This is a genomic window from Mucilaginibacter sp. P4_G9 (assembly GCF_056400985.1).
On sequence record NZ_JBFUKF010000018.1, the window covers coordinates 22820 to 29621 of the forward strand.

General features: G+C 41.2%; 7 protein-coding genes. 4 read left to right on the forward strand and 3 right to left on the reverse strand.

Annotated features, from left to right (window positions below; all coding sequences use genetic code 11):
• Positions 1-114 precede the first annotated feature (114 nt).
• Together AC1DPZ_RS03675 and AC1DPZ_RS03680 are read right to left on the reverse strand one after the other, a co-directional pair.
• The gene (locus AC1DPZ_RS03675) at positions 115-894 is read right to left on the reverse strand and encodes a LytR/AlgR family response regulator transcription factor (RefSeq protein ID WP_477401330.1); all 780 of its coding nucleotides are present in this window, start codon (positions 892-894) and stop codon (positions 115-117) included.
• Positions 887-1909 (reverse strand): sensor histidine kinase, encoded by a 1023-nt coding sequence (locus tag AC1DPZ_RS03680; RefSeq protein WP_477401331.1) that lies wholly within the window; start codon positions 1907-1909, stop codon positions 887-889. The genes AC1DPZ_RS03675 and AC1DPZ_RS03680 overlap by 8 nt, the downstream gene beginning before the upstream one ends.
• A gap of 276 nt (positions 1910-2185) precedes the next feature.
• Here AC1DPZ_RS03680 and AC1DPZ_RS03685 point away from each other — a divergent pair, with 276 nt between their 5' ends.
• From AC1DPZ_RS03685 to AC1DPZ_RS03700, 4 genes are all read left to right on the forward strand, one after another.
• The gene (locus AC1DPZ_RS03685; protein ID WP_477401333.1) at positions 2186-3292 is read left to right on the forward strand and encodes an acyltransferase family protein; all 1107 of its coding nucleotides are present in this window, start codon (positions 2186-2188) and stop codon (positions 3290-3292) included.
• 190 nt (positions 3293-3482) lie between these two features.
• Complete coding sequence (locus AC1DPZ_RS03690; RefSeq protein WP_477401334.1) at positions 3483-3887, forward strand: EVE domain-containing protein; 405 nt, start codon at positions 3483-3485, stop codon at positions 3885-3887.
• 5 nt (positions 3888-3892) lie between these two features.
• Positions 3893-5017 carry a carbohydrate-binding family 9-like protein gene (locus AC1DPZ_RS03695; protein WP_477401335.1) on the forward strand — a complete coding sequence of 375 codons (1125 nt, stop codon included), beginning with the start codon at positions 3893-3895 and terminating at the stop codon, positions 5015-5017.
• The gene (locus tag AC1DPZ_RS03700; protein WP_477401337.1) at positions 5014-6090 is read left to right on the forward strand and encodes a family 10 glycosylhydrolase; all 1077 of its coding nucleotides are present in this window, start codon (positions 5014-5016) and stop codon (positions 6088-6090) included. Before AC1DPZ_RS03695 ends, AC1DPZ_RS03700 begins: the two co-directional genes overlap by 4 nt.
• Before the next feature lie 165 nt (positions 6091-6255).
• Here the strand turns inward: AC1DPZ_RS03700 and AC1DPZ_RS03705 are convergent, their stop codons facing one another.
• Positions 6256-6705 carry a MarR family winged helix-turn-helix transcriptional regulator gene (locus tag AC1DPZ_RS03705; protein ID WP_477401338.1) on the reverse strand — a complete coding sequence of 150 codons (450 nt, stop codon included), beginning with the start codon at positions 6703-6705 and terminating at the stop codon, positions 6256-6258.
• Positions 6706-6802: the final 97 nt, after the last annotated feature.

The following is a 6802-nucleotide window of genomic DNA, read 5'->3' on the forward strand; positions in this document are numbered from 1 at the left end:
AAAACCGGGGGGCGAAATGATTTTATTAAGGAAAAAGTTTTGTGTATAGCTATGGGGTTCGCACTAAACAACAACCGATAAGAAATCCGAAATCGAACATCCGAAATCCGGCTCTTAGCTATCCATCCAATGCTTAAACTCCGGTACGCGGGCCTTGCTGATGAGGATGCGCTCGGGCGGTTCGGGTTTCATTTTTAGTGATAATCGTCCGTTGAAATAAAAATCTACCTCGGTTAAGGAATTACGGTTGATAATGAACTGGCGGTTGGCCCTGAAGAACATGCCCGGTTCCAATTGCTGCTCCAACTGCTCCATGGTAAACTCAATATTGTATTGATGACCATCAACCGTTTGGGCATACACAATTTCATGGACGGTATAAAACCAGGTTATTTTGGTCGTTTCAACCGGGATCAGTTTATTCCTGAAATGTACCAGGAAAGATTTTTTATAAGGCCTGGCCAGCGTTTTCATCTGCTCCAATAATTGAGCAAATGGTAAGCTATCTTCAACCGTGGGCTTTTGGGTTATCCACCTTTTAAACTTGGTAAGCGCCTGTTCAATTTCTGCCTCATTAAATGGTTTTAGGATATAGTCGATGCCATTATTTTTAAAGGCCTGGATAGCATAATCGTTATAAGCGGTTACAAATATTACCGGTTTCAGGATCTCTACCTGCTTAAAAATATCAAAAGATAAACCATCGGCCAGGCGAATGTCCATAAAAACAAGATCATAACCTTCGCGATGGGTATCGAACCATGCTGCGGCATCCTTAACATCGGGTAACGAAGCCGCTATATTGATTTGCTCATCAATGGTTTGCAAAACATGGGCAAGGTTACGGGCGGTAACCGGCTCATCCTCTACAATAACTATACGCAGCTTATCCATGTTGCAAAGGGAGTTTAACTGTGAAACGGTTATTTGTCCTTTCAATATCAATATCTTGCTGAAGCAATATTTTATAACGCTGGTTAAGATTGGAGAGGCCGGTTCCGGTACCCTCTGCATCAACCGGGTTAAGGCTATTACTGACCAATAAATAGTTGCCGGCAATGCTAATTGAAACCAATAGAGGCACCTTAAGTGTAGCCGCATTGTGCTTGGCCGCGTTTTCTAACAATGGCTGTAAGGATAAATGAGGAAGTTTATATTTAAGAAACTCGTCGCCAACCTCAATGTTAAATTCAAAGGCATCTTCAAAGCGCATTTTTAGTAACTGTGCGAATGATTTTACCATGGTTAATTCCTCGGCCACGGTGACTAAATTATTGACTGGCTTTACCAGTGTGTACCTGAAAACGTACGATAAATGTTTGATGTATTGTTGTGCCAAAGGCGGATTCTCCCGCACTACACCCGATAGGCTGCTTAACGAATTGAACAGGAAATGGGGGTTAAGCTGCTCTTTCAGCAGCTCCAGTTCGGCAATGGTGTAGGCGTTTTTTAGTTGTTCGTTTTCCTGTACCTGCTGCTTGTTTTGGCGTAAAAGCAGGATGATCCTGATTATAATGCCCACCAGCAGCGCCCCTAATGCAAAACGTGTAAAATAGCCCAGCCAAAACGCTCCTTTAATTTGATTTAAACTAAAAGCGAACAATCGTTTTTGTATGGCTCCGCAAACGACCATACATGCAAAGGAAATAAGAAAATTATAAATAAGATAAGGCAGATATTTGTTGTTATCACGGTAAGTTGAAAGCTGGCCGTTTTTTAAGTTAAGGTAGAAGAACAGGTAACAAAACGCAAATTGCGCGAGGAGCTGAAACAGGTATTCGCCCAGGTTAAAACGCCAGTAATGGGCCACAATACCGTTTTCGCGTAAAGCCAATGACTTTCCGCTATTCAGCAACAGGGCAATTAGYAACGAACTGTAAAACCATAACTGCTTCCCGGTTTTTTCCATCAGGCAAATCTACCTAAAGATAAACATCAGCTGGTGAAAATTACAGGTGAAGCTGAAAATATCGGCGGTGAAATAATTATGTTTTTACAGGTAGCAACTTCACATATGGTAGTTTTTTAACATCTTTACGGGTAAAGAGCCGGTAAATATAATTTGGAAACTTAATAAAGGTGGTTTGCTTTGAGTTGCAGTAAAATATCCGCAAGAATATTAGTCTGTGCTCATGTCTTACAGCCTACATCAGGAGAAAGCAGGTGGTTGACCTTAAGTTATAACATGTTAAAATTAAGATATATTGATGCTTTAAGGGGGCTGGCAATTTTGGCGGTTGTAATTGTGCACACTTCCATGGTCGGAAACAATAAGCAGCTTCCTGATTTAGTAACTCATGTATTAGGTCGTGGCGCAAATGGCGTTCAGCTATTTTTTTTTATAAGTGCCTTTACCTTATTCCTTTCCATGCATACAAAGAGCCGAGAAGATAATTTTATAGGTAATTTTTTTATTCGCCGTTTTTTTAGGATCGCGCCGATGTATTATTTAGCTATAATTTACTATTTATGGCAGGATGGTTTTGGCGGAAGATACTGGCTTGGAGACGCACCCGGAATTACCGGCGGTAATATCATAGCCAATGTGCTTTTTTTACATGGTTTTAATCCTTACTGGATTAATAGCCTGGTGCCGGGAGGTTGGTCAATTGCTGTTGAAATGTTTTTTTATCTTATAATACCATTTTTATTTTACAAGGTAAATAATGCCCAAAAGGCGGCGATCTTTTTTATTTTAAGTGTTGTTTTTCGTTACCTGTTAGATATGGTGTTTCGCAAATTCCACCTTATTGGCAACGACATTTTATGGTATAATTATATTTACTTTTATTTTCCAAGCCAGCTTCCCGTGTTTGCACTGGGGATTTTATTTTACTTTGTGATAAAGGATAATTACCAGTTAAAAGTAAAGTCGTATATAATACTCATYGCCGCTACCTTTTTACTTTTGCAATATGTGGGTATAGTTATATTACCCGATTATGTTTTTTGTACCATAGCATTTTTTGTATTAGCCCTTGCATTAAGCAAGTATGAATATAAAATTATAGTTAATACAGTTATTGTCCACATGGGTAAAATAAGTTTTAGCATGTATTTAACACATTTTGCTGTGTTGAATTGGTTAACCAAATATAACATGCTTGATTTTATTCCTGTTTCAGGCCCGATCACAACTATGGGCAATTATGCAATAAGGTTAAGTTTAGTTTTGGCAATAACCATAGCGGTTTCCTCCGTGCTGTATAAATTTGTTGAATTACCAATGCAACGGATTGGCTATTTTTTTATAAAAAAGAGAGAAGCTAAAATGGCTTTACGGGCTAATTGAATGTGATACTATTGTTATGGTCGTATCCCAGACTATACATAGATTTAATAATTGCCGATCCCCTCTTAAATTAAAATATCTACCTCCTTTAAATTTCCTACATAGCCATCTTTTTACAAAAGTTCCCTTAACTTATCGAAGCTTTTTAACATCTTTACGAATACAAAAAGTAAAAATTCATTAGCGATCTATGCAGCATTGGTTAGTAAAGTCAGAACCCGTAAAATATAGCTGGGAAAAATTTAATAAAGACGGCCGCACCTTTTGGGATGGCGTGCGTAACTACCAGGCCCGCAATAATTTAAAACTGATGCAGGAGGGCGACCTGGTGCTGTTTTACCACAGTAATGATGGTAAGGAGGTGGTAGGTATAGCCAAAGTGGTAAAAGAATTTTACCAGGACCCCACTACCACGGATCCTAACTGGGTGGTGGTTGACCTGTCGCCGGTTGAAGCGCTTAAAAAACCGGTAACACTGGAGGTAATAAAAGCCGACGAGCAACTAAAAGATGTGGGCCTGGTACGCCAGGGACGCTTATCTGTTATGGCGCTAAAACGCGAAGAGTTTGACAGGATCCTGGAACTGGGCAGTTAATTACCATGGCATCAAAAATCAATAGCAGTATAAAAGCAGCAGTAATAACAATAGTGTTGTTTTTGCCTCATGCTGTAATTGCGCAATCACCATTTGCGGGGCTCGAAAACCTGTTTCCCGTTCCGCAAAATTATGTGGTAAGGCATATTACAAAGCCACYGGTTATTGATGGGGATATTGATGATGCCGCATGGCAACAAGCTAAATGGACCGGCGACTTTGTGGATATTGAGGGCGATTTGAACCCCAAACCACCGCTGCAAACCAATGTTAAAATGCTTTGGGACGATAAATACCTGTATGTGGCCGCCCGTATAAATGACCCGCAGGTTTGGGCTACCTTAAAAAATCATGATGATATTGTATATCACGATAATGATTTTGAGCTGTTTATTGATCCTGCTGCCACCACGCATACTTATTATGAGATTGAGGTAAATGCGTTAAACACCATTTTCGATTTATTTTTAAACAGACCTTACCGTAACGGCGGCGGCGGACTTATAGGATGGGATGCAAACGGCCTGCTATCGGCCGTAAAGGTGCAGGGTACATTAAATAATACAGCTGATACCGATAAGGGATGGACGGTTGAAATGGCTATCCCTTTTCGTGCTATTACAATGGGTTTCAGCTCCCGGATCCCTAAAGATGGAACGATATACCGGATCAATTTTTCGAGGGTGCAGTATGATACCAAAATTGTTGATGGCCGTAATGTAAAGTTGAAAGATTCAACCGGACGTGATCTGCCCGAACATAACTGGGCATGGTCATCGCAAGGCGAGATCAATATGCACACTCCCGAGCATTGGGGTTACCTGCTGTTTAGTGAGCACGAGGCGGATGATGTGGTGTTTACTATGCCTTATGCCGAGGAGCAAAAGAAGTACCTGTGGCTGGTTTACTACCGCCAAAAATTGTGGCACAGGCAGCACCATGAATATGCATCTTCGCTTGGTAAATTGGGGGTAAATGGTAAATACAATATTGCCGGGAACAGCAATAAGTTAAAATTGGAGGCTACCAAAAGCCAGTTTGAAGCTACCGTAACAGATAGAAAAACTAACATAACCTATACCATAAACCATGAAGGTTTCATAGAACAATTAAAACCGATACGACCATGAATAAGCGCCAATTTTTAAAAGCCGGTTTATTGGCCGGAGTTGCCTCGCAGTTGCCTTTATTAGGTACCGCCGCGGTGGTGAATACCCCTAACCCTAAGAAAAAAGTAAAGAAAAACTGGATCTGGATAAACCCCAATCTGAAAGATATAGACGATGAGCTGAAGGCCAACTATGCGGCATACAAGGCAAAAGGGATAACCGGGATATTTTTTGAGAACGATAGCGAAAGGCATTTTCGCGCGGCCAAAGCTGCCGGAATGGAAGCCCATCGCTGGATATGGACCTTTAACCGGGCCGAACTGCTTACCGAACACCCGGAATGGTACAGCAAAAACCGTAACGGCGATTCGTGCGCCGATAAACCGCCCTATGTAACATACTACCGGTGGCTTTGTCCATCGCGCCCGGAAGTACAGGATTACCTGACCAGTACGGTTGATAAGATTTTGGCACTTGATTATGTTGACGGCATCCACCTGGATTACGTGCGTTATTGCGACGTTGTACTGCCAGTAAATCTTTGGGATAAATATAAAATAGAGCAAACCAAAGAACTGCCCGAGTATGACTACTGTTATTGCGAGATTTGCCAGGCCAAATTTAAGGAGCAGTACGGGCAGGATGTTAAAGCCATCCAATACCCCGAAGCGAGCCTTTCCTGGCGCTTGTTCAGGTATGGTAATATTATCAGGGTAGTAAACAGCATTTCGGCAATAGCCAAACAACATAGAAAAGCAATTACAGCGGCCGTTTTCCCAACGCCCGAAGTTGCCCGCCGCAACGTACGGCAAGACTGGACAAACTTTCACCTCGATGGCGTATGTCCGATGATATACCATGGCTTTTATAAAGAAGGTGTAAGCTGGATAGGCGATGCCGTGGCCGAAGGTGTTCACTTTTTAGATGGTAAATTTCCGCTGTATGCCGGTTTGTATATCTCTGATTTTAAAAATGATGAAGAAGTACGTTCCGGAATACAATATGCCTTGAAGAATGGCGCTGCCGGGATCTCATTTTTTGGGAAGGTAACGCCTACTATTTTGGATATCCTACACGAGGAAATGAAAGGGTAGATGTGCAGATATGCAGATTTCAGATGTGCAGATGATTTATAATACAGTAGTACTAAGTTACCGTCATTGCTTCGTGCATCGCAATGGCGGTAGTTTTATAGGTTAGAGTGTATCAGAACGCTTTTCGTCCTTATTCCTTCGTCTTTCAATCTTTCGTCCAAAAACCTAACCTCTCAACTTATCCAGCAGGTGGCTAAGCTGATCTGCTTCTTCGGAGCTAAGGTTACCTTGGAGTACTTCGCGGGTTTTAAATTCCTCGTCCATTTTGGCAAGGGTTTGCAGGCCAAGTTCACTGATACGGATATCAACCGCGCGGCGGTCTTTATTATTGGTACAACGCGAAACCAGTTCCTTCTGAATCAGCCGGTCGACGATGCGTGAGGCATCAGACATTTTATCAATCATTCTTTCCTTAAGCAAATTGATTGTTGCCGGTTTTGGATATTGCCCTCTTAATATGCGCAGGATATTAAATTGTTGCTGCGTAAGGTTATACTTATCAAAATGACAACGAAATGCATTGTTTAGCCAGCCAGAAGTATAACTGATGTTGATTACTACTTTGTGGTAATTATCTTCAAATTTATTGCTTTGTATTTCGTCCTCTATCCGCATAATAGTTTTAATGACTAAAGTACAAATATGTTTATTTATTTTTAAATTGTTGTTACCGCATCAGGCTATTGGTATGAGGCTTAATTCTCATTATTTG